26 protein-coding genes, 1 tRNA gene and 2 pseudogenes are annotated in these 21,401 nt (G+C 38.7%); 8 read left to right on the forward strand and 21 right to left on the reverse strand.

The window, feature by feature from the left end:
- Nucleotides 1-18: 18 nt before the first annotated feature.
- Nucleotides 19-681, reverse strand: coding sequence for a phosphatase PAP2 family protein (locus AYS37_RS04965; protein WP_000829928.1), 663 nt, complete (start codon nucleotides 679-681; stop codon nucleotides 19-21).
- 255 nt (nucleotides 682-936) lie between these two features.
- Between AYS37_RS04965 and pyrG the strand changes: the two genes are divergently transcribed.
- Genes pyrG through AYS37_RS04980 form a run of 3 tightly spaced genes read left to right on the forward strand, consistent with a single transcriptional unit; the run spans nucleotide 937 to nucleotide 5,008 of the window.
- Nucleotides 937-2,553 (forward strand): glutamine hydrolyzing CTP synthase, encoded by a 1,617-nt coding sequence (gene pyrG / locus AYS37_RS04970; RefSeq protein ID WP_000373194.1) that lies wholly within the window; start codon nucleotides 937-939, stop codon nucleotides 2,551-2,553.
- Between the two features lie 8 nt (nucleotides 2,554-2,561).
- Nucleotides 2,562-4,112, forward strand: a complete 1,551-nt coding sequence (recJ, locus tag AYS37_RS04975; protein ID WP_000810748.1) for a single-stranded-DNA-specific exonuclease RecJ — start codon at nucleotides 2,562-2,564, stop codon at nucleotides 4,110-4,112.
- Nucleotides 4,112-5,008 (forward strand): RluA family pseudouridine synthase, encoded by an 897-nt coding sequence (locus AYS37_RS04980; RefSeq protein ID WP_001117196.1) that lies wholly within the window; start codon nucleotides 4,112-4,114, stop codon nucleotides 5,006-5,008. The genes recJ and AYS37_RS04980 overlap by 1 nt, the downstream gene beginning before the upstream one ends.
- Here AYS37_RS04980 and AYS37_RS04985 read toward each other — a convergent pair.
- The 15 genes and pseudogenes from AYS37_RS04985 to AYS37_RS05060 form a co-directional block, all read right to left on the reverse strand.
- Complete coding sequence (locus AYS37_RS04985; RefSeq protein WP_000426622.1) at nucleotides 5,002-6,204, reverse strand: hypothetical protein; 1,203 nt, start codon at nucleotides 6,202-6,204, stop codon at nucleotides 5,002-5,004. The two genes, AYS37_RS04980 and AYS37_RS04985, sit on opposite strands and share 7 nt — an antisense overlap.
- A pseudogene (locus AYS37_RS08515) lies at nucleotides 6,194-6,980 on the reverse strand (hypothetical protein). The gene AYS37_RS04985 and the pseudogene AYS37_RS08515 overlap by 11 nt, the downstream one beginning before the upstream one ends.
- Nucleotides 6,980-7,361, reverse strand: a pseudogene (locus AYS37_RS08240) (DUF1294 domain-containing protein). The pseudogenes AYS37_RS08515 and AYS37_RS08240 overlap by 1 nt, the downstream one beginning before the upstream one ends.
- A gap of 309 nt (nucleotides 7,362-7,670) precedes the next feature.
- The gene (locus AYS37_RS05005) at nucleotides 7,671-7,922 is read right to left on the reverse strand and encodes a hypothetical protein (protein ID WP_001874674.1); all 252 of its coding nucleotides are present in this window, start codon (nucleotides 7,920-7,922) and stop codon (nucleotides 7,671-7,673) included.
- A gap of 2 nt (nucleotides 7,923-7,924) precedes the next feature.
- Nucleotides 7,925-8,191: a lysozyme family protein gene (locus AYS37_RS05010; protein WP_001874675.1), complete on the reverse strand. Its 267-nt coding sequence runs from the start codon at nucleotides 8,189-8,191 to the stop codon at nucleotides 7,925-7,927.
- Nucleotides 8,188-8,748, reverse strand: coding sequence for a hypothetical protein (locus tag AYS37_RS05015; protein ID WP_001035876.1), 561 nt, complete (start codon nucleotides 8,746-8,748; stop codon nucleotides 8,188-8,190). Before AYS37_RS05015 ends, AYS37_RS05010 begins: the two co-directional genes overlap by 4 nt.
- Nucleotides 8,732-9,070 carry a hypothetical protein gene (locus tag AYS37_RS05020; RefSeq protein WP_000699903.1) on the reverse strand — a complete coding sequence of 113 codons (339 nt, stop codon included), beginning with the start codon at nucleotides 9,068-9,070 and terminating at the stop codon, nucleotides 8,732-8,734. Before AYS37_RS05020 ends, AYS37_RS05015 begins: the two co-directional genes overlap by 17 nt.
- A gap of 184 nt (nucleotides 9,071-9,254) precedes the next feature.
- Nucleotides 9,255-9,467, reverse strand: a complete 213-nt coding sequence (locus AYS37_RS09055) for an SEL1-like repeat protein (RefSeq protein ID WP_029699483.1) — start codon at nucleotides 9,465-9,467, stop codon at nucleotides 9,255-9,257.
- 5 nt (nucleotides 9,468-9,472) lie between these two features.
- Nucleotides 9,473-9,604, reverse strand: a complete 132-nt coding sequence (locus AYS37_RS09060; RefSeq protein WP_001874679.1) for a tetratricopeptide repeat protein — start codon at nucleotides 9,602-9,604, stop codon at nucleotides 9,473-9,475.
- A 120-nt stretch (nucleotides 9,605-9,724) separates the two neighbouring features.
- Complete coding sequence (gene ruvX, locus AYS37_RS05035; RefSeq protein WP_000599256.1) at nucleotides 9,725-10,129, reverse strand: Holliday junction resolvase RuvX; 405 nt, start codon at nucleotides 10,127-10,129, stop codon at nucleotides 9,725-9,727.
- The gene (dprA, locus tag AYS37_RS05040; RefSeq protein WP_000835207.1) at nucleotides 10,126-10,926 is read right to left on the reverse strand and encodes a DNA-processing protein DprA; all 801 of its coding nucleotides are present in this window, start codon (nucleotides 10,924-10,926) and stop codon (nucleotides 10,126-10,128) included. The genes ruvX and dprA overlap by 4 nt, the downstream gene beginning before the upstream one ends.
- Before the next feature lie 14 nt (nucleotides 10,927-10,940).
- Nucleotides 10,941-11,174: a cell division topological specificity factor MinE gene (gene minE / locus AYS37_RS05045; protein WP_000051407.1), complete on the reverse strand. Its 234-nt coding sequence runs from the start codon at nucleotides 11,172-11,174 to the stop codon at nucleotides 10,941-10,943.
- Nucleotides 11,171-11,977, reverse strand: a complete 807-nt coding sequence (gene minD / locus AYS37_RS05050) for a septum site-determining protein MinD (RefSeq protein ID WP_001019104.1) — start codon at nucleotides 11,975-11,977, stop codon at nucleotides 11,171-11,173. The genes minE and minD overlap by 4 nt, the downstream gene beginning before the upstream one ends.
- 23 nt (nucleotides 11,978-12,000) lie before the next feature.
- On the reverse strand, nucleotides 12,001-12,993 hold the full coding sequence (ilvC, locus tag AYS37_RS05055) for a ketol-acid reductoisomerase (protein ID WP_001207555.1): 993 nt from the start codon (nucleotides 12,991-12,993) through the stop codon (nucleotides 12,001-12,003).
- 87 nt (nucleotides 12,994-13,080) lie between these two features.
- A tRNA-Arg gene (locus AYS37_RS05060) sits at nucleotides 13,081-13,157 on the reverse strand.
- 84 nt (nucleotides 13,158-13,241) lie between these two features.
- Between AYS37_RS05060 and AYS37_RS05065 the strand changes: the two genes are divergently transcribed.
- On the forward strand, nucleotides 13,242-14,024 hold the full coding sequence (locus AYS37_RS05065; RefSeq protein WP_001168288.1) for an NAD+ synthase: 783 nt from the start codon (nucleotides 13,242-13,244) through the stop codon (nucleotides 14,022-14,024).
- A complete protein-coding gene (locus AYS37_RS05070; protein ID WP_000833944.1) occupies nucleotides 14,021-14,959 on the forward strand; it encodes a tetraacyldisaccharide 4'-kinase in 939 nt (312 codons plus the stop codon). Before AYS37_RS05065 ends, AYS37_RS05070 begins: the two co-directional genes overlap by 4 nt.
- On the opposite strand, the gene pseH is transcribed toward AYS37_RS05070, so the two are convergent.
- Genes pseH through flgH form a run of 4 tightly spaced genes read right to left on the reverse strand, consistent with a single transcriptional unit; the run spans nucleotide 14,892 to nucleotide 17,702 of the window.
- A complete protein-coding gene (gene pseH, locus AYS37_RS05075) occupies nucleotides 14,892-15,434 on the reverse strand; it encodes a UDP-4-amino-4,6-dideoxy-N-acetyl-beta-L-altrosamine N-acetyltransferase (protein WP_000742749.1) in 543 nt (180 codons plus the stop codon). The genes AYS37_RS05070 and pseH overlap by 68 nt on opposite strands.
- The gene (locus tag AYS37_RS08520) at nucleotides 15,431-16,297 is read right to left on the reverse strand and encodes a hypothetical protein (RefSeq protein ID WP_001144455.1); all 867 of its coding nucleotides are present in this window, start codon (nucleotides 16,295-16,297) and stop codon (nucleotides 15,431-15,433) included. Before AYS37_RS08520 ends, pseH begins: the two co-directional genes overlap by 4 nt.
- Nucleotides 16,288-16,971, reverse strand: coding sequence for a pseudaminic acid cytidylyltransferase (gene pseF / locus AYS37_RS08525; protein ID WP_001201374.1), 684 nt, complete (start codon nucleotides 16,969-16,971; stop codon nucleotides 16,288-16,290). The genes AYS37_RS08520 and pseF overlap by 10 nt, the downstream gene beginning before the upstream one ends.
- 17 nt (nucleotides 16,972-16,988) lie before the next feature.
- The gene (flgH, locus tag AYS37_RS05090; protein ID WP_000709972.1) at nucleotides 16,989-17,702 is read right to left on the reverse strand and encodes a flagellar basal body L-ring protein FlgH; all 714 of its coding nucleotides are present in this window, start codon (nucleotides 17,700-17,702) and stop codon (nucleotides 16,989-16,991) included.
- A gap of 131 nt (nucleotides 17,703-17,833) precedes the next feature.
- Between flgH and AYS37_RS05095 the strand changes: the two genes are divergently transcribed.
- Entirely contained in the window at nucleotides 17,834-18,571 is a 738-nt protein-coding gene (locus tag AYS37_RS05095; RefSeq protein WP_001874681.1) for an outer membrane protein, read from the forward strand.
- Nucleotides 18,572-18,578: 7 nt separating this feature from the next.
- On the opposite strand, the gene AYS37_RS05100 is transcribed toward AYS37_RS05095, so the two are convergent.
- Entirely contained in the window at nucleotides 18,579-19,121 is a 543-nt protein-coding gene (locus tag AYS37_RS05100) for a phospholipase D-like domain-containing protein (RefSeq protein WP_000932491.1), read from the reverse strand.
- 144 nt (nucleotides 19,122-19,265) lie between these two features.
- On the opposite strand from AYS37_RS05100, the gene AYS37_RS05105 reads away from it, so the two are divergent.
- Both AYS37_RS05105 and gmk read left to right on the forward strand, forming a co-directional pair.
- The gene (locus AYS37_RS05105) at nucleotides 19,266-20,741 is read left to right on the forward strand and encodes a hypothetical protein (protein WP_000782046.1); all 1,476 of its coding nucleotides are present in this window, start codon (nucleotides 19,266-19,268) and stop codon (nucleotides 20,739-20,741) included.
- Nucleotides 20,734-21,354: a guanylate kinase gene (gene gmk, locus AYS37_RS05110; protein WP_000551233.1), complete on the forward strand. Its 621-nt coding sequence runs from the start codon at nucleotides 20,734-20,736 to the stop codon at nucleotides 21,352-21,354. The genes AYS37_RS05105 and gmk overlap by 8 nt, the downstream gene beginning before the upstream one ends.
- Nucleotides 21,355-21,401 lie beyond the last annotated feature (47 nt).

Genomic DNA, 21,401 nt, shown 5'->3' on the forward strand with positions numbered 1-21,401 from the left:
TTCTTTTAAGCCGTTCGCTTAGATCTTTTGGAACACGCTCAAATAAATCCCTATGGAAAAACAAGCCCCTAACGCCCCTAAACAAAACCCTCCTAAAACACTGCTAAAAGACACCCCTAAAACAATCAGCGCTAAGCCTATTAAAAAAATCAAACCAAGCAAACTATAAGAAAGAATGTTTTGAAATATTTGATGCGTGATCAAATGGGGTATTAATAAAACAAGCAACCCATAAAAAAGGGCTAAAGAAAGCGCAATAGCGCTAGGGAAATTAGCACTGTGCGAAAGCCATTGAATGGAGTGTGTAAAAAGGTGTTTTAAAGATTCTAAAAGGGCTTCAAATATAACCACGCTTAACACAAACCACACCCCAAGCGCTAAATTTCTGCGATAAAGGCTTAAAAACACCCCCACTAACAAACTCAAAGGCAACACGAATTGAGAAGAGCCTAAAAAAACAATGCGTTGGAGCGTTTGATCTAAAATAGAGTTAGAAGAATTTGAACGCATCAAGCTAAAAATCGCATGGTCCATTGAATTAGTATAATCAAAAAAAACCAAGCCAGCAATAAGGATAAAAAATGCGCTAAAAATACCCCCTAAAAGAAACAGGGTTTTAACTGGTAATAAGAAAAATACTTTGGGTTGTGTGGAAACATTTTTGAAAGAATTTTCAGCCATTATTTAAAACCCTTACTAGTAGTTAATTCAAAACTTATATTATACGCCAACGAACTTTAAAATCGCTCTTAAAAAATTTAAGACAATGAAGTTTAAACACATAAAAGCTTTTTATTTTAATCAAACCTAGTTAATAAGAAACTGAAATTGTTTTTTTTTTTTTGAAATCGCTTTAATTTTTGCCCTTTTTTAAAGCTTTTTAACCCTTTTTAGACTACAATTTAAGAAGCAAAAATTAAAGGAACGCAATAACTTATGGATAGAGCCAAATTTATATTCGTTACAGGGGGCGTGTTAAGCTCTCTAGGGAAAGGGATTTCATCTTCTTCAATCGCTACGCTTTTGCAGCATTGCAATTACCAGGTTTCTATTTTGAAGATTGACCCTTATATCAATATTGATCCAGGCACCATGAGCCCTTTAGAGCATGGGGAAGTGTTTGTAACTAGCGATGGTGCTGAAACGGATTTAGACATCGGGCATTATGAACGCTTTTTGAACAGGAATTTAACAAGGTTGAATAATTTCACTACCGGGCAGATTTTTTCAAGCGTGATAGAAAACGAAAGGAAAGGGGAATATTTAGGCAAAACCATTCAAATCGTCCCCCATGTAACCGATGAAATCAAAAGACGCATTAAAAGCGCGGCTAAGGGGTTGGATTTTTTAATCGTGGAAGTGGGCGGAACCGTGGGCGATATGGAGGGCATGTTTTATTTGGAAGCGATCCGCCAGCTTAAATTGGAATTAGGGAATGAAAAAGTCATCAATGTGCATGTAACCTTGATCCCCTATATCCAAACCACTAACGAATTAAAAACCAAACCCACGCAACACTCCGTCCAAGAATTACGGCGTCTTGGCGTAACCCCTCAAATTATTTTGGCGCGATCGCCTAAGCCTTTGGATAAAGAATTGAAAAAGAAAATCGCTTTGAGTTGCGATGTGGAGCAAGACAGCGTGATTGTAGCCACAGACACTAAAAGCATTTACGCATGCCCTATTCTTTTCTTGCAAGAAGGCATTTTAACCCCCATTGCCAGACGCTTTAATTTGAATAAGTTGCACCCCAAAATGGCGGCTTGGAACACTTTAGTAGAAAAGATTATCGCTCCTAAACACAAAGTCAAAATTGGTTTTGTGGGCAAGTATTTAAGCTTAAAAGAATCTTATAAATCCTTAATTGAAGCCCTAATCCATGCGGGGGCGCATTTGGATACGCAAGTCAATATTGAATGGCTGGATAGCGAGAATTTTAATGAAAAGACGGATTTAGAAGGCGTTGATGCAATTTTAGTGCCTGGGGGCTTTGGAGAAAGGGGGATTGAGGGCAAAATTTGCGCCATTCAAAGGACTAGGTTAGAAAAACTCCCCTTTTTAGGGATTTGTTTGGGCATGCAATTAGCGATCGTGGAGTTTTGCCGCAATGTTTTAGGCTTGAAAGGGGCTAACTCTACGGAGTTTAACCAACGCTGCGAATACCCTGTGGTGTATTTGATTGAAGATTTTATGGATCAAAACCACCAAAAACAGGTGCGCACCTATAATTCGCCATTGGGTGGCACCATGCGATTAGGCGAATACGAATGCGAAATCATGCCCAACAGCTTGCTAGAAAAAGCTTATAAAAAGCCTAGCATTAAAGAAAGGCACCGCCATCGTTATGAAATCAACCCCAAATACCGCCAAGAGTGGGAAAATAAGGGCTTGAAAGTGGTGGGTTTTGGAGCGAATCATTTGATTGAAGCGATTGAGTTAGAAGATCATCCGTTCTTTGTGGGGGTGCAATTCCACCCGGAATTTACCTCTAGGTTGCAAAGCCCTAACCCTATTATTTTGGATTTCATTAAGAGCGCTCTTTCTAAATCCTAATCTAACAAATGAAACAAAAGCTTAAAGCTCAAATCAAAGAGCGAGTGGCTTCTATCGCTTATAATGAAAAAGGGTTTCCTAGCCCCTTTTTATTTAAAGACTTGAAAAAAGCCGCACTCAAAATCATAGAAGCCATGCGCGCAAACACAGAAATTTTAGTGGTGGGCGATTATGACGCTGACGGCGTGATTAGCTCTGCTATCATGGCAAAATTTTTTGAAAGCCTGAACTATAAGCATGTTCGCATTGCAATCCCTAATCGCTTCATGGATGGCTATGGGATTTCTAAAAAATTTTTAGAAAAACACCACGCCCCTTTAATCATCACGGTGGATAACGGGATTAACGCCTTTGAAGCCGCGCGATTTTGCAAAGAAAAAAATTACACCCTTATCATTACGGATCACCATTGCTTAAATAATGATGAAGTCCCAGACGCTTATGCGGTGATCAACCCCAAGCAACCGGATTGTGATTTTATCCAAAAGGAAGTGTGCGGGGCGTTGGTGGCGTTTTATTTGTGCTATGGAATCCACAAGCTTTTAGGAAAAGAAAAAAGCCATTCTAGTGAATTGTTGTGTTTAGCGGGCGTGGCGACTATCGCTGATATGATGCCTTTGACTTTTTTTAACCGCTTTTTAGTTTCTAAAGCCTTGTATTTTTTGCAAAAAGAATCCTTAGGGGCGATGGGGTTTTTACGCCAAAGAGAAGTTTTTAGAAAACGCTCTTTAAAAGCGAGCGATATTTCTTTTAATATCGCCCCCTTAATCAACTCCGCAGGGCGCATGCAAGACGCTAAAATGGCTTTAGATTTTTTAAGCGCGAATAATTTTCAAGATGGCTATTCTTTGTATGAACGCTTGAAAGCATGCAATTTGAAACGTAAAATGATCCAACAGCAGGTTTTTGAAGAAGCCTTTAAGCATGCGATGGTTGGAGAAAAAATCATCATCGCTTTTAAGGATAATTGGCATGAGGGCGTGCTGGGGATTGTGGCTTCAAAATTAGTGGAAGCCACTCAAAAGCCAAGCCTGGTTTTTACCTTTAAAGAAGGGGTGTATAAGGGGAGCGCTCGTAGCTCTCCAAATATTGACTTGATTGACGCTTTGAATGGGGTTTCTTCTTTATTACTCGGCTATGGAGGGCATAGGCAAGCGTGCGGGTTGAGCGTTGGAAAAAACAATATCGTCTCGCTCTTTGAAACTTTAGAAAATTTTGATTTTAAAGTCTTGCCTTTTTGTGAAGAAGAACCCCCTTTAACGCTCAAATTAAAAGACATTGACAGAGAGCTTTTAGAGATTATAGAAGCGGGCGAACCTTATGGGCAAGAAAACCCTGAACCCCTATTCCAAGCAAAAAATTTAGAAGTCATAGAAGAAAAAATCATTAAAGAAAGCCACCAAATTCTGCGTTTTAAGGATAAAGAATGCGTTAAAGAGGCTATTTATTTTAACGCTGATCGGTTTTTGAAAGCGGGCGAAAAGGTGAGCGTGCTTTTTAGCGTGGAATTAGATGAGTGTTCTAATGAGCCTAAAATGTTTGTTAAAAGTTTGTTGTAGTGCCTTTTGTTGAAGAAGAATTTGAAATTTTAAAACCCACCAAAGCCTTGTTTTTGGTGCGCGATGTTTTAAAATGCTCTTTAAAAGAAGCCCAACGGCACCTTGACAAGCAACGCTTAAAACAAAACCAACAAGCCGTGCGTAAATCTCAAATGATTCAAGGGGTCGTTCGCTTGATTTATTTCAAGCCTAATGAAAAACAAGAAAAGCTTGTTTTTGAGACTAAAGATTTTGGCGTGTTTGACAAACCCGCTCAAGTCTATACCCACCCTAAAGGCTATTTTTACCATGAAAGCTTATTAGATTGCATCCAATCGCATTTTAGCAAAAACGCCCACCCAGCCCACAGGCTAGATTATGAAACGAGCGGGTTGGTTTTGGCGGGTAAAACCTTACAAAGCGTTAAGGATTTAAAAGCGCTTTTCATGCAAAAAAAAGTAAAAAAAACTTATTTGGCGCTAGCGCATGGGTTGGTGGATAAAAGTATCATAATAGATAAGCCCATTCTAACGCCAGAAAACATTCAAAAAGACTTGCACATTCGATCTCAAATTTCTCCTTTAGGCAAGCCTTCAATCACGCTTGTTGAGCCTTTAAGTTATAACCCTTTTTTGGATATAAGCTTACTCAAAATCACCCCACTCACCGGGCGCACGCACCAGATCCGCTTGCATTTAAGCAGTATAAATCACAGGATCGTGGGCGAGGGGCTTTATGGGGTGGCTGATGAAGAAGCGAGAGAATACCTTCAATTAAAGCGTGAAAATAACGCCCCAACCCTCATGCTCCATGCCGCTAGTTTAGAATTTGAATTTAAAGGGGCGATCTATAAAATCGCTTCTCCCATGCCCGAACGCTTCATGCCGTTTTTAAAAGATCTATCCTTTTTTTATTGATTGTTCTTTTGGTTGTCCTCTTCTGGGGTTTGTTTGAGGTCGCCTATATGTTCTTTGATGGTTTTTTTCTCCACCACAGGAGCGTTTTTGTAACTCTCTTGAAGTTCTTGGCTGATCTTAATAAAGCTATCGTTAAATTGCTGTTTGTAGCTGTTTTTGAGGTTTTCCTTCACTTCATTGATGTTGTTCAAAATTTCTTTTTTGAATTTGTCTCTGTGGAGCCGTTCATCAATAAAATTGATCGCCGCATCGCTTCCAAACCAAAGTGTAATAGTGCAAGCAGGAGCGAAAGGCCCGCAAGTCCAAGAACCGCTCAAAGTTGTGCCAATCTTTGCGAGGAATTTACCCCCTACTTTCGCCCCGAGTTTAGCGCCAATTTTTGCCACAAGCTTTGGGGTTAACTTTGCCGCAATAGCCAAGCCACTCACGCCAGCCGTTGCCCCTATTGCTCCTGTAAAATTGGCTTTCAATTTCCTTGCCACTCCATCGCCAAGAGTGTCTAAAATTTTTGCGTTTTGAGAAAGATCGGTATCCACTCCTTTTAGAGCGGTCTCACTCACAAATTTTTCGTTTTGGTTTAACAAACTCCCATAAGTTTTAGAAAGCTTCTTGGTTATAGCGTCCAATCTTTGCTTGTAATCTTTCCCTAAAAGTTTTTCCTGCAACACATTAGCCACCGCATCTTCGGCACTCAAGCCGGTCTTTTTAGCTGCAAAAAGGGCAAGCTCGCTATAATCCCCCTTGATAGAATAATGCCAGTCCAAGAACTTATCCACATTGTTTTCTACTTGATCAAAAAACCCATCTATTTGAGTGTTTATCTTGCCATTCATTTCCTCTATGCCACTATTGAGAGCGGCGTTGATCTCTGCTTGATGGCTATCAATATTATCTTTTATAATATCGGTAGGTAAAAATTTTTCAACATACTTAAAGAGTTTTTTTGGTTTGTCTGCTTTTGCCTCCTGACTGGGTTCGCTATACGCAAAGAATTTGACGCTAAAATAGACGACAAATAAAACAATAAGACATCCCCAAAAAATATAGCTATATCTCTTTTGTTTTTTGATTTCTTCTTGTTCCTTGCTATCTGGACATTCTTTTTCTTGTGTTAGCTTTTCTAGCTCTTGCTTTTGCTTTTTTAGTTCTAGCTTTGGTCTTGCTTGCTCTAGATCTTCTTTAACATCATTTTCCACACTCACCCCTAATACATTTTGATAAACAATAAATGATTTGAGCGCTCAGCCTGCTGATGGCTATCCCGCTAAGAGCGTTATAGATGATAAACGCTACCCAGCCCGCAACCATAAATCCCTTATTTATGCCCATGCTCTCCGCTTTGAACATGCCCCACCAAGCAAACCCCTCTAACATCTTTCTAGCCTTCAAAAAATAATCCATGTAGTCGCAGATGGAATAGATGGAATCACTCGCTGCCTTAATAGTGTCTATCAAAGCTGGTTTCAAATAATCGGGCATGTTGCCATGATAGATCACATAGCAACTCAAGCCAATGAAGAAAAGAGCCCCCACAAGAGCGCTCACTTCTCTAGACATCAGCATCAAATAATCTTCTTTGATGATACTCTTGAGCATTTTTTCAAACACGCCAAACACCGCAGCGCAAACAACGATAGTGCAAAAAACAATCCCCCCACATCATCCAATTATAGTCCAGCACGCTATAAGCGATGGATATGGATGTAAAAATTGAAAAAATAAAATAAAAGCAAGACACCATTATTGGGGAGTGTAGCATCTTGGATAAGAAGGATTCGCTATTCACGAAACACTTGGCGAAGCACTTCCTCTGATGCATTTTTAAAGAAATATAGCTGTAAGCGACAATCCCTAGTATCAGCAGCACAAAGACCAACGAGAAACAGGACTTATCGTAAGTCCAACGCCATAAGCCCAACAACACCCTAACGATCACGCTTGTGCCCAGAATGATTTTAAAAAAATAAGACATTATCTTTTATCCCTCTTGTTGTTTTTGAAGCGTTTGTTAGGGTTGTCTTTAAGGAGGAAGATCTTAAGCGCTACCAGTATCAAAGATAGTGAGAATATCGTTAGCGCTACTATCCAAAAAAGATCCTTGCTGACAAAGTAAAGGATCGCGCTCTCTATCAAGCAAATGAGCGAAACGCCGTATTTAAACTTAAGCTTTAAGATCTTATGGCGGGACACAACCATAGCGACCAAAAACCCGACAGACCCGCCAAGGAGCGATAAAACCCACAAAGCTTTTTCAGGAATACGCCACATTTTTTGCTCAATTTTTATCCACCAGCATGAGAATAAAAATCAGAATATTGACTATGAGCAACCAAACGATAGAAACAAATTCCATGCTCACCCTTTCAAGAGCGTTTTAACAACCCAAACGCTACCACTTGGCTTTTTAGAGAGAGAGAGAGAAAAAGAAAGCAAAATTTTAAGATTGTTTCTCAAATCCATTCCTTTACAAAAGTTAAGACTGGGTGTTTTAACATGATTTTTGGCCTACTCGCATCAAGCCCTTACTTTTTAACATTTCCGCTCCCTTGCTTTTTTAAAGCCTCCCTAAATTACTACACCACTCCCCCAATAAACACAACGCACCCAAGCACAAAGCCCTAAAAAAAGGCCTTTTTGAAATTCTTTAGCATGACACCCCTCCTTATTCCCCAAGCAAAATACAGCCCTCGTTCAAATATTCTTTCAAAATCTCTCGCCCCTTAGGGGTTTTCATCAAAATAGATATTATTTGGCTTCTCAACCTCTCAGGCTCTTCTCTGTTGGCGTTTTTGGTCAGATCGTATTCGTTGAAAAAATACGGCATGACTGACTTTGATTTGAGCTCAAGCCCCACCTCTTTGATCACCTTTTCTATCGTGTATTTTTTCTTACAATGTTTTTCGCAACCCCCCAATTTCAAAATCTCATTGCGTCCAAATTTTTATACCACCCATAAGAGAGGAGGGCCTTATGATTCTCTTTTAATATGTCAGTTAAAAGCCCATACGCTTTGGTGATACATTTACCCTCATAAGAATAAACGCTCAAATTATAGCCATAGCCAATCGTGGGATGCTCCGTCTTGTCGGTATAAATAGAAGGCGAAAACCCCTCTAAATCCACTATCAAAAACGACGCCACTAAGATCAATTTGCTAAGACAGAGCGTCCCACACCCTTTCAACTGCCCTTATTATTCTTAGCTTTCAATTCTTCTAGTTTTTTTGAAATGATTTCTTCAGTAACGCTAGAGAGTCTCTCTCCATCATGCTTACCCTCTGGGGTTTCTTTGCTCTGTAATTCTTCTTGTTTTTTTGAAATGATTTCTTCAGCGATATTGGAGAGTTTTTCAAAATTTTTAGTGTCTTTGCGAGTGGAGCGGTTTTTTAAATTCTCTCTGATTTGCCTTTTTCTTTGGATTAACGCAAACATTTTTTGGCTGAATTGGTAGCATTTACGTGCGCTTATAATGATCACGCCCCACTTGATTAGTAAAGCGATTAAAAGCCAAATAAAAGAGCTAGAAGTGTCCAATAAAAACTGGCGCACATCGCTATACACCCAAATATCCACTAAAATAACCAACAGAGTGATCAAAATAGAAAACGCAATGCTTTTAAACCTAAAAAGCCATGCCACGATCACAAACCCTCTCGTGTGCCTGTGGGCTAAGAGCCAGCGCTCATTCTTTTCGCTAAAAAAATTCATTAAACCAGAAATTACGCTATTTTTCTTGTTCATTGTCGCCCTTTCCCCAAACTTCTTTAAAATGCTTGGTGGTTTTTTCTTGTTTTTCTTTCAATTCTTTAGCGTGGATTTGCTCTAACAACCTTTTTTCTTCCGCTTCAAACATGATTTTTAATTCTTCTTCATTAAAATCGCTCAATTGCATGCCCTCTTTTTTCAAGCGTTTTTCCACGATTTTAACCGCTTGCTCCCTAATTTTTTGAGATTTTTCTTTAAAAAGCACTCGCTTGGTTTTTTGAAACGCTTCATTAGAATTTTTGTGGATCGTTTGCTTGCAAAAATCTAAAAAATCCTTGACTTGATGCATAATTTTCATGGTTATCCGTTTTTAAAGAGTTTTTAAGACTAATGACCCCTAAAAGGATACCAAAAAAAGATTAAAACTCTCTAGTAAATGTCTTCTTAAAAGAATAGGTGGCATTTTGGCGATGTTCTAACCCCCAAAAATAGGGCTTTTGTGGGATAGTTTCTAGGTGAGACTATCGCATGCTTTTTGTCCCTTATTTTTCTTTGAGTATCTCGCATGTCTTTTGAAATCCTAATTTGCAGGCTTTAGAGAAATATTGATCGGCTTTTTTTGAGTCCCGTTTCACCCCATCCCCATTATAATATAACCCCCCTAAAGCACCACACCCCATACCTTCTTTTAAATCACACGCTTTAGAGTAAAGTTGAGCGGCTTTTATTAAGTTTTTTTCTACATCATCATACAGATCCCCTAAAGCACCACACCCCCACCATTATTCAAATCGCATGCTTTTTCAAAATATTTTTTAGCTTGAATGTAATCTTTCGCTTCAATACTCTTTACGCCCAAATTAACAAGCTCTTCAGGGTTTGGCTCTGCCATTAACCCCCCCCAATAAACCCAAGCATAAAACCCTAAAAATCGCTTTTTTGAAACTTAGCATGACATTTCTCCCTTTTATTAAAAAATTTAGACTTTATTATAATCAAATTGCAATCAGATCTAATAATTTTTTAAAACCTGCTGGCAATAGCGCTCTAAGATCCTGCAAGCGCTCAAAGAGTCTAGCCGGCCGTCTTTAATAGCGAGCCACTTGTTTTTCCTACCCAAATGCTCTAAATTTTCATAAGCTTCTATGCTAGATCTGTCTTCATTGATAAAAACGATTTCGCCCTTAAAATCTACAAGCTTGATAAAATGCTCAATGCGCGCGTTCGTATCCGCATAGCTTTCATTAGGCTTGCCAACCACCAGCACTTGAATGTCTTTTTTTCTCAATAAATCGCTCAAATCCCTAGAGGCTTGATTCCTGTTGTGGCGTAAAATCGCTTCTAAAGGCAAGATAACGCCGTTTAAAAGCACAGCGATGCCAATGCGTTTTAACCCCACATCGCATGCTAAAATCATGCTAACACCACAATGTGATTGATGCGCCTAATCTTACCCAACAGCTCGTATTCTAAAAGCTTATCCCCAAATTTGAGATACGCTTCTTCATAGCTCGGGTTTTTGGCGCAATATTCTAAAAATTCATCTTTCATTTCAGGCATTTCTTTTAAATGATAATCTTTTAAAAGGGTATTTATAAAATTTTGAATATTAAATATCCCTTGAGCCTGCCCTTTTTCTAAAAGCTCATTAGTGCCATCGCTCTCATTCAGGCGTTGGGGTAAAACAAACAAGGGTTTTTGGTATTTTTGGGCTAATCTCGCGCTGCTCATAGAGCCGCTTTGTAAATCCGCTTGGGGGATAATCACCGCATCGCTTAAAGCGATCACCAGGCGGTTTCTCGCTAAAAAAGAGCCTTTAACGGGCATAAAATCCTTTTCATATTCGCTTAAAATCAAGCCGTTTTGCGCGATTTCTTGGATCACTTTATGGTTATTCGTAGGATAAATCAAATCCAAACTGCAAGGCGAAAGCATGATGGTTTTTGGCAAGGCGTTTTCTTGAGCGATAATATCCACGCCTAACGCTCCCCCGCTCACAATAACCGCGCCATTTTTAGCAAGCTCTCTGGCCAGAGTGATCGTGTGTTGCTTGCTATAAGGGGTGGGTCTTCTTGTGCCTATGATCGCCACTTTTAAAGGCGCGTCCAAAAGCTTTGTATCGCCCACACAATAGAGTTTTTTAGGGGGGTCTTTAAGAATGTCAAAGGCTTTAGGGATATTCTCTAGCGCGCTGTATTGGAAATGGCTTTTCATTTTAAACTATTAAACTATTTAGGCAATATAATTTCCACTTCAATCGTTTCCACGCTCTGGTTGCTGTCAAGGGTTTTGAAATGGATGTCTGAAGATTTAGTGTATTTTTGAATAACAGCAATGATTTCTTTACGCATTTCTTCCATGTAGGGTAAATTTAAGGTGCGCTCTTTGGCTAGAATCAATTTCAATCTATCTGTTGCGGCAGCCGCGCTCCCTTTGTTTTTAAAAAAATCAAACAAACTCATGAAAATATCCCTTTTAACGCGCTAAAAAAGCCTCTTTTAGCCTTAAATTCCACGTATTCCACTTCTTCGCCTAAAATCCTTCTGGTGATGCGCTGGTAAGCCTTCGCGCTCTCGCAGTCCGTGCGAATCACCGGCTCGCCCTTATTGGTCGCTGAAATAATATGGTGATCTTCTGGAATGATCCCAATTAAAGGCAAGCATAAAATTTTAAGCACTTCTTCTATAGGAATCATCTCGCCATTTGCCACTAATTCAGGTTTTAAGCGATTGATTATCAAATGCTTATGCACTTCTTCGCCCCTTTTAGCCCGATTAGACTTTGCGTCAATAATGCCAATCACTCTGTCGCTATCCCTTAAGGAACTCACTTCCGGCGTTACCACCACTAACGCCATGTCCGCATGCAAAATCGCATGCTCAAAGCCGCTTTCAATCCCAGCCGGTGAGTCAATCAAAATATAGTCAAAATCCGCCCTTAAAGCGTTGATTAAAATCGCTACTTTTTCCTTATCTAAAACATTTTTATCCTTGCTTTGTGAGGCCGCTAAAAAAGAAAGGTTTTTCGTCTTTTTATCCGTGATCAAAGCCTGCGAAAGGTTGCAATTTTTTTCCATCACATCCACCACATCATAAACAATGCGATTTTCTAAGCCTAAAATCATGTCCAAGTTCCTAAGGCCTATGTCAAAATCAACCGCTACGACTTTTTTACCGCTCTCAGCCAAGCCGATCGCTAAATTAGCCGTGGTGGTGCTTTTACCCACGCCCCCCTTACCTGAAGTGATAGTAACTACTATTGCCATATAATTCCTTTTATTTTAATGATTTATTTTTTATGATTGAATGGGGTGCGTAAAATTTCCCCAATTTGTTCTATTTTCGTCTCTTTAAGGGCTTTCCTCTCTGTGTTTAACCTAGGGTAATTCAAGCTCTTTTCTAGTAAAAAATCCTTAGCGAATGCGCCGTTTTGAATCTTTTTTAAGATTTTTTGCATGCGTTTTTCTAACAGATTTCCCATAGGCTCTCTAGCTTTAATCGCCCCGAATTCAGCGGTGTTAGAAATGTGCTTTCTTAAACCCTCTACCCCCTTATAATGCAATAAATCCGCGACTAATTTCACTTCATGCACGCATTCAAAATAGGCTAATTCTTCAGGGTATCCTGCCTTAAGTAAAGTTTCAAACCCCATTCTCACAATCGCTTCTAACCCTCCGCACAAAACCGCTTGCTCGCCGAATAAATCGCTCTCGCATTCTTCTTTAAAGCTCGTTTCTAAAACCCCCATTCTCCCCCCACCCATCGCTTTAGCATAACTTAAAGCCACCGCTTTAGCGTTATTTTTTGAGCTTTCTTGCTCTATGGCGATTAAATGGTATAAGCCCCTATTTTTAAGGTATTCTTCTCTTAAAGTGCTCCCGGGCCCTTTTGGCGCGACTAAAATCGCGCCCACGCCTTTTGGAATAATGACTTGATTGAAATGCACGCTAAAACCATGAGCAAAGCCTATAATTTGCCCCTCTTTTAAAAAAGGGATCACTTCTTTTTCTAACACTTCCTTATGCAATTCATCCGGGAGTAGTGCCATGATCACATCAGATTGTTGGACTAATTCCTTGACTTCTAGCACCTCAAAACCCTCTTTTTTTGCTTTTGAAACGCTCAAACTCCCTTGATACAAGCCAATACGCACCTTCACTTTAGAATCCCTCAAATTGAGCGCTTGGGCTTCTCCTTGAGCGCCATAACCAATAATGCCCACTTGTAAGGATTGGATAACGCCTAAATCAATGTCTTTATCATAATAAATGGGTAATGCCAAAATCAAATCTCCTAGCGTGTTTAAGCAAGTATTTATTTTACCATAATGGGAGCGATAATGTTTAAAAACATGCAGAATGTTAAAAAATGGTGTGCTCGGAGGGATTCAAACCCCCGACCTACAGGACCGCAACCTGTTGCTCTATTCAGCTGAGCTACGAGCACTTTTAAAGAAGTGAAACAAAGATTATAGCAAGAAAAGCTAATTTTTCACTTAAACGATGCGTTTTTTCTATTATAATTTAAGGCATGCAAAAAGATTACCAAAAACTCATCGTTTATTTATGCGATTTTTTAGAAAAAGAAGCACAAAAACGTGGCTTTAAAAAAGTCGTTTACGGGCTGAGCGGGGGGCTAGATAGCGCGGTCGTTGGGGTGCTGTGCCAAAAGGTTTTTAAAGAAAACGCCCATGCCCTTTTAATGCCCTCTTCAGTCTCTATGCCAGAAAGTAAAACAGACGCCCTGAATTTGTGCGAAACATTTTCTATCCCTTATACAGAATATTCTATCGCTCCCTATGACGCCATCTTTGACTCTCACTTTAAAGATGCAAGCCTTACTAGAAAGGGGAATTTTTGTGCAAGATTGCGCATGGCTTTTTTATACGATTATTCTTTAAAAAGCGATTCTTTAGTCGTTGGCACGAGCAATAAAAGCGAAAGAATGCTAGGCTATGGCACTTTATTTGGGGATTTGGCGTGTGCGATTAACCCGATTGGGGAATTATTTAAAACCGAAGTTTATGAACTCGCTTGCCATTTAAATATCCCTAAAAAGATTTTAAATAAGCCCCCTAGTGCAGATTTATTTGTAGGGCAAAGCGATGAACAAGATTTAGGCTATCCTTATAGCGTGATTGATCCTTTATTGAAAGATATTGAAGCGTTGTTTCAAACAAAGCCCATCCATTTAGAAACGCTCACTCAATTAGGCTATGATGAAATTTTAGTGAAAAACATCACAAGCCGTATCCAAAAAAACGCTTTTAAATTAGAATTACCCACCATCGCTAAACGATTTAACCCTGAATGAAAAGCGATAAACCCTTTTTAGAACGCTATTTTTATGACCCAACTCTTTTGCAAAAGGGGTTGATTTTCGCACTCTATCCTTTTTCTTTAATCTATCAAGGCATCGCCACCCTTAAACGAAAAACCGCTAAAAAACATGATTTTAAAATCCCCCTTATCAGCATCGGCAATTTGATCGCTGGGGGAAGCGGTAAAACGCCCTTTATTTTAGAGATCGCTCCAAGATACCAAGAAGTGGCTATTGTTTCTAGGGGGTATCAACGGGATTCTAAAGGCTTAGTAGTGGTAAGCGTTAAAGGAAACATTTTAGTTCCTCAACAAACAGCGGGCGATGAAGCTTATCTTTTGGCCTTAAATTTAAAACAAGCGAGCGTGATTGTGAGCGAAAAAAGAGAGTTAGGTGTTTTAAAAGCCCTTGAATTAGGGGCAAAGATCGTGTTTTTAGACGATGGTTTTAGATTTAATTTCAACCAATTCAATTTGCTTTTAAAGCCTAAAGTCCCCCCCTACTACCCCTTTTGTTTGCCTAGCGGATTGTATAGAGAAAATATTAAAAGCTACAAAAAAGCCCATTTAGTCGTTACAGAAGATAAAGATTATAAAAGAATCACCTCTATCACTAACCCCACCAAACGCATGCTTTTAGTAACGGCTATCGCTAATCCTAGCAGGCTTGATATGTTTTTACCCAAAGAAGTGATTAAAAAATTGTATTTTAGAGACCATGCCCCTTTTGATTTGGAGCTTTTAGAAAAAGAGTTTTATCAAAATAACGCCACTTCCTTATTGGTTACTTCAAAAGATCTCGTCAAATTACAAGATTGTAAATTGCCTTTAAGCGTGCTGGATTTAAAACTAGAAATTTGCCCTAAGGTTTTAGAAGAGATTGATCGTTATATCCTTTCTTATCCTTGTAATACAAAAGAATGTCTATAAACTCCTTATCTTTAGAGATAAAGCCTTTCAAACGCCCCTCTAACTCATAATGGTTTTTTTCATAAAAAGCGATCGCTTTAAAATTATTTTCCATCACTTCCAAGTGCAAAGAATGTAATTGAAGCTCTTCAAAAGCGATGCATTCTAAAGCTTTTAAAATCGTTTCTCCCTTATTTTTCAAAAAAGGGTTTTTATAAATCCCCAAATACCCATGCTTATGAAAAAAATTGATTTTAGTGATAGAGCCAACCCCTAAATAAACGCCCTCTTCTTTAAACAAAAAGTAGCGGTGGTTGGGCGAGTTTTTTAAATCTTCTATGAATTGCAAATGCGTTTTTAAAGAAATAAAAGCGCTATACATCCATAAGGCAGTGTTTGGGTGGTTGCGAAATTCTAAAACCAACAATTTTTCTCCATCGTTTAAATTAGTAAAATCAATCGCTTGGGTATTTTTATAAGAATAATTTTTTTTCAAATTTCTAAAAACTCCCTTAATGTGCCCTCTAGCTCACTCCCAAAGGCCAGGTTTTTTGCCCAGGCTTGATTTTTTTGAATTTGTAATTTTTCAAAATCTTTAGCTAAAGTTTTTAAACTCGTTTGTTTGAATATGCCTGAATTTTCAAATTCTTGGCTTTGAATGATTTGATTAGAAGCAATGGGAATGATAAGAGAGGGCGTTTGAGAAAGGGCTAATTCATAGAGGGTTTGGCCTGCAGCGCTAATGGCGCAAGCGCAAGATTTCATCAAAGAACTGAACTCTAAAGGGCTTAAAGGGCTGTAATAATGCGTGTTTTTGGGAGGATTTTTAGGCGTATAAGGTGAAATGATATGCAAATTCACATTCTTATTTTCTAAAATTTTGACTATCTCTTCAAGTATTTTTTGCTCGCTCCCCCCTAGAGTGATCAGCACTTCTTTATTTTCTGTATTGATAGGGCGCTCATAAACAAAACGAGAATCAACAGGGTAAAACCCCACCCCCAAATAATGATCTTTAGACGCATGGTTATAGTGTTTTAAGGCGTTCAGCGTGAAATTTAGGATCTTGGTGTTTTTAGGGTAAAACCCCTTAGCATGCTCTTTATCTTCTATGACCATAAGGCTTTTGGCTTTTTCTTTTAAAAGGTAAAAATCTTTTGAATTTAAACAATAGCTGTCTGCAATCAAAAAATCATTACCGCCAACGCCCTCTAAAAAAGCGTTTATATTATCTTGCTTGTGTAAATAAAGGCTCGCTTCAACCCCTAATTTTTCTATAAAAGAAAGGATTTTTTCACAACGCCTCACATGCCCTAAACCGCTTGTTAAAAACGAATCGCACAAAATTTTTACTGGCATGCGTTTTTTAAACGGCTGTATTTGAGCTTGGCTAATTCTAAATCTTCTAAAGTGTCAATATCTTGAACTTCTAAGGGCGATAATTCTAAAGCGATAGAATTTGGGCTAAAAATAGGCCGCATTTCTTTGAAGGCTTGAGCCTTCCCCATATAAAGCAACCCTGCGTCATGATAGAGCGTTTTTAAATCTTGCGTGCGCGTGTTTGAATGCTCTTTAAACGCCATTTGAACGCCGTTTTCAAGGCTAAAAGAACGATAGGGCGAAGCGCTAAAGGGAGCGCATGTGAAAACATAATCCGTATTTTCTTTTAAAATTTCAAAAGCGTTTTGCAAATGCTTTTCTTGTAAAAATACTGAAACGCCATACAAACAACACGCAATATCTTCATCTTTTAACTCTAATTCTTTCATGTGATAGGCCATCACCTCTAAAGTCGTGGCCCTGTCGTCTGCTAAATTTTTAGGGCGCAAATTCAAAAAACTCGCCCCATAATTTTTAGCTAAATTCACATAATCCATGCTATCGCTAGAGATAAACACCTTTTCAAAGAGCTTGGAATTTAGTGCTGTTTCAATAGGGTAAGCGAGCATGGGTTTATTGAAAAAATCAATAATGTTTTTATTCTTGATCCTTTTACTGGAACTTCTGGCTAAAACAATAGCGATCGCTCTCATGCTAGGCTTTGCTCTTTTTAATAAGGCATTTGGGTTTCCATCGCATCAGCAGCGAATTTCTTTTTATTAGAATCGCTCAAATGCCCTAAATTCGTGTATTCAATCTTAGCGTCGGCTAAAAACTTGGATTGGATAGTGTTATTCCTTTCAATATCATAAGGGCGGATCACCCCGCTCACCTTAAGGATTTGCTTTTCCCCATCCACTAACACTTCCTTATTCCCATAGATGAAATAATTCCCGTTTTCTAGCACCTTAATGATGCGAGCGCTCAACACGATCTCTAAATCCTCGCTCTTTTTTTGCGAGCCACCGCCTTTAAAATTCGTGTTGTTGCTGGATTTGGTGAAATTGTAATTATTCTTATCGTCTAAATACTGCGCTTCTTGTTTCTTTCTTTCATCTAGCCCGTTATAAGTGAGTCTTGGGGGCGTGGAATTACCCCCTGAAGCGCTTTTATAATCTTTAGAGCTGGAATAATTCGTGCTCGCTTTTTCAGAAACAATGATTGTGATCAAATCGTTAGGCTTCATCGCCCTCCTGTCCGCAAATAAGGGACGCTCACCCTGCCCAAACAAACTCCCCAACTTGTTCAATTCAGGGATAAATTCTTTAGAGGGGGTTTCTTCTACATAATTAGGAGGGTTAAAATCAATTTTTGGCTCATTGGCTGATGCCATGCTGAATATAACGCCAAACGCAACAGCCCCTAAATAAAGCGCCTTTTTCATCCACTAGCCTTACTTTTGAGTTATTTTAAGCCCTAAATTATACTCTCTTATAAAGAATAAATGCTTAATTTTGAGCAAGTTGTTGTAAAATTTAGATCTTTATAATGAAACTTAACTTGCAGGAGATGAAATTGAGAACCTTGTTAAAAATGTTAGTTGGCACAAGCTTGCTAACACACGCCTTAGTAGCTAAAGAAGAAAGTGCAGCACCTTCTTGGACAAAAAATTTGTATATGGGAGTCAATTACCAAACAGGTTCTATCAATTTAATGACTAATATCCATGAAGTTAGAGAAGTGACTAACTATCAAACCGGTTACACCAATATCATAACTAGCGTTAATAGCGTTAAAAAGCTCACCAACATGGGATCTAATGGGATTGGCTTAGTCATGGGCTATAACCACTTTTTCCATCCGGATAAAATCTTGGGCTTGCGCTATTTCGCTTTTTTAGATTGGCAAGGCTATGGCATGAGATACCCTAAAGGCTATTATGGCGGCAATAACATGATCACTTATGGCGTGGGCGTGGATGCGGTGTGGAATTTCTTCCAAGGGAGTTTCTATCAAGATGATATTAGCGTGGATATTGGCGTTTTTGGGGGGATTGCGATTGCGGGGAATAGCTGGTATATTGGCAGTAAAGGGCAGGAATTGTTAGGCATCACTAATAGCAGTGCGGTTGATAACACCTCCTTTCAATTCCTCTTTAACTTTGGCCTCAAGGCTTTATTTGTAGATGAACATGAATTTGAAATCGGCTTTAAATTCCCCACCATTAATAACAAATACTACACCACTGACGCGCTCAAGGTTCAAATGCGTAGGGTTTTTGCCTTTTATGTGGGGTATAATTACCACTTCTAAAGGGCTTTTAAAACCCAACGCAACTTTCTAGCATCTTTTGATAATAACTCTTGGCTTTGAGAATCGTCTCTGTATCATCGGTTTTTAGAAGCACTTCATAATTGTTTTCAAAAGCGTTTTTGCTCCAATTCGCTGAGCCTAAAAACACGATTTTATCATCAATGATCGCCACTTTTTGGTGCATGATGCCGTAATAATTCCCGTTTTTAGCCTTAAGCCCCTTTAATAAACACACTTTCGTGTTAGGGTATTTGTCTAAATAACCAATAGTGGATTGCTTGTTATTGTGATTGCTTTCATAATCATAAATGATTTGCACCTTAATCCCCCTACTCGCTACGCTTTTAATGGCTCTTGCAATATCTCTATGCGTGAAACTATAAATAGCGATTTTCACGCTCTCTCTAGCACTGCTAATCCCAGAAATTAAAGAATTGAGAGCGTCTCTTTGCTCATAAGGTAAGACAAATAAGCTGTTTTTAGCTTGCAAAACCCCTAAACAGCCCACTAACACGCCCACGCCAACGATTTTTTTAAACTTGTTTAACATCAAATGATCCTTATCAATAACGCAATAAAAATAACCAACCCAGTGGATTTTTGATTGTATTTTTGATTATAATAAAAAATTTAAAAAAAGCGATGAAAATTGATAGGCTTAAAAAGCGTTTCTTGTAAATAAGGAGTCCCTAAAATGAAAATGATTCTATTCAACCAAAACCCCATGATTGAAAAGCTGCTTGAGAGTGTTTCTAAGAAATTAGAATTATCTATAGAAAATTTTAACCACTATCAAGAGTTATCCGCGCGCCTTAAAGGAGATCCAGAATGGCTTTTGATAGCCGATGATGAATGTTTGGAAAAACTAGATCAAGTGGATTGGCTAGAGTTAAAAGAAACCATCTCTCAAAATAAAAACAGCGTGTGCATGTATAAAAAGGGCAATGAAGCGCAGCCCTTTTTAGAGGGCTTTGAGATGAAAATCAAAAAACCTTTTTTACCCACTGAAATGTTGAAAGTCCTTCAAAAAAAGCTTGGTTCTAACGCAAGCGAGCTAGAGCCTAGCCAGAATTTAGACCCAACTCAAGAAATTTTAGAAACCAATTGGGATGAGTTGGAAAATCTAGGCGATTTAGAACCCCTAGCCAAAGAAGAGTCTAACAACGAAGAGCAATTGCTCCCCACTTTAAACGCCCAAGAAGTAGAAACCCCTAAAGAAGAAGCACAAGAAGAGGTTAAAAAAGAAGAAGTTAAAGAAATGCAAAAAGAAATTAAAGAAAAAGAAAAACAAGAAGTTGCAGAAAACCCCCAAGATGAAGAAAAGCCCAAAGATGATGAAACGCAAGGGAGCGTTGAAACCCCCAAAGATGAAGAAGTTTCTAAAGAATTAGAAACGCAAGAAGAAGTTAAGGAAGAGATCAAAGAAGAAGCGCAAGAAGAAGTTAAAGAAGAAACGCAAGAAATTAAGGAGGAAAAACAAGAAGAAACACAAGATTCCCCAAGCGCACAAGAATTAGAAGCCATGCAAGAATTAGTCAAAGAAATCCAAGAAAACTCTAACGGCCAAGAGGATAAAGAAGAAATGCAAGAAAACGCAGAAATTCCACAAGATAAAGAAATCCAAGAAGTTGTTACCGAAAAAACCCAAGTGCAAGAATTAGAAATCCCCCAATCACAAGAAAAAGAAACACCGCAAGAAGAAAAACAAGAAATCGCAGAAACACCGCAAGAAGAAAAACAAGAAATCGCAGAAACACCACAAGAAAAAGAAACGCCACAAACCCAAGATGAAAAACCCCAAGAAGACCATTACGAAAGCATTGAAGACATTCCTGAGCCGGTGATGGCTAAAGCGATGGGGGAAGAATTGCCCTTTTTGAATGAAGCCGTTGCAAAAACCCCTAATAATGAGAACGACACAGAAACCCCTAAAGAGAGCGTTGCAAAAACCCCTAATAATGAGAACGCCACAGAAATCTCCAAGAATGAGAACGCCACAGAAACCCCGCAAAAAAAAGAAGAAAGCGACAAAACTTCCAGCCCCCTAGAATTGCGCTTAAACTTACAGGATTTATTAAAAAGCCTGAATCAAGAGTCCTTAAAAAGCCTTTTAGAAAACAAAACCTTAAGCATTAAAATCACTTTAGAGGATAAAAAACCTAATGCATAACGATTTTAATTTACTCATCCTTTCAGGCCCTAGCGGAGCGGGTAAAAGCACCCTTACAAAGTATTTGCAAGAAAAAATCCCCAAAACCCATTTTTCCCTTTCTACCACCACGAGAAAACCCAGAGAGGGCGAAGTTGATGGCTTGCATTACAATTTTGTCAGCGAAGAAGAATTCAAGCAAGGCATAGAAAAAGGGCAGTTTTTAGAATGGGCGATCGTGCATAACCACTATTATGGCACTTCTAAAATCCCTGTAGAAAAAGCCTTAAAAGAGGGCAAAATCGTCATTTTTGATATTGATGTGCAAGGGCATGAGATCCTTAAAAAGCATTACCCTAACGCATGTTCAGTGTTTATTAGCACCAAAAACCAAGAGATTTTAAAAGAGCGCTTGCTTTTAAGGGGGACGGATTCTAAAGAGACGATAGAAAAACGCTTGATCAACGCTTATAAAGAAATGCAGTGCTTGGAGAGCTTTGATTACCTCATCATCAATGAAGATTTAGAAAAATCCAAAGAAATCATCTTAAGCATCGCAAAAACTTTAGTCTATCGCTTAAAAGCGTTTAATTTTGAAAAAATATGCAAGGCTTGGAAAAACGAAACCTTATAAAATCTATCAATTATTTTTTAAAAAAGCTATAATTCAAATAAAAACCA

The sequence above is a fragment of the Helicobacter pylori NQ4053 genome (assembly GCF_000274605.1).
In the GTDB taxonomy this organism is placed as follows: Bacteria; Campylobacterota; Campylobacteria; order Campylobacterales; family Helicobacteraceae; genus Helicobacter; species Helicobacter pylori_CV.